Below are 751 nucleotides of genomic sequence, written 5' to 3'. Positions count from 1 at the left end.
CACCTTTGAAAACATGTACATGAGGTAGTTTATCGGCGCAAGAATCGTTGAGTGATCGAAAAATTGACGATAAAACGAGTGACGAACCTTCCCACGTTGCTGAATGTAAAGTGCAGAAAGAATAAAAATCGCCAGAATGATCCACTTAATCATATGAAAACCTGGAAACCAAAGAAAACGAAATAAAAGAAAAAGACCAGTATTCGGTCTAGACTGCGAATTGTAGCATAGGCTGCAAAGTACGTCCTATTTCCAGCTTTTCATCACAAGTTTTCATTCTGTTTGGGTTTACCTGCAAGTGTAGCATTGACTAAATTGCCAGAATCGGCACAAAGATTGACTTGAAACATAAAGGTGCTGTCTAATCATTTTTTGAGCACTCATCCATAAAAAATCTTAAATGAAACAAAAACTTCACTCTATTTAAACCACATCGTTTAAAAATACATCACGCAAGCACACGAAATAATTGAATAAAAATAGATGACCCTTGCGTCACGGCTTGATACAACTTGTTATGTTCTTTTTCGATATAGTTATCGTAAGATTGGCGGAGCATAGATGTACGTAGGAATGACGTACTCGCTTCACAACATCAACTTAGAAGTCCTCCAAAATAAAGGAGATCAGGCATGATCCACGCTGGCAATGCCATTACCGTCCAAATGCTTTCGGACGGAATTGCAGAATTCCGCTTTGACTTACAAGGTGAGTCGGTCAACAAATTTAACCGTGCAACGATTGAAGATTT

Annotated in this window: 1 protein-coding gene; it reads left to right on the top strand. The window is 38.3% G+C overall.

Annotated features, from left to right (window positions below; genetic code table 11):
• Positions 1-632: 632 nt before the first annotated feature.
• Positions 633-751: hypothetical protein (locus ACWQ4X_RS19740; protein ID WP_313738177.1), on the top strand; the 119-nt coding region annotated here is incomplete at its 3' end.

The organism is Acinetobacter sp. NigerLNRRAM0016 (assembly GCF_054112845.1).
This window is presented reverse-complemented; position numbering and strand designations above follow the sequence as displayed.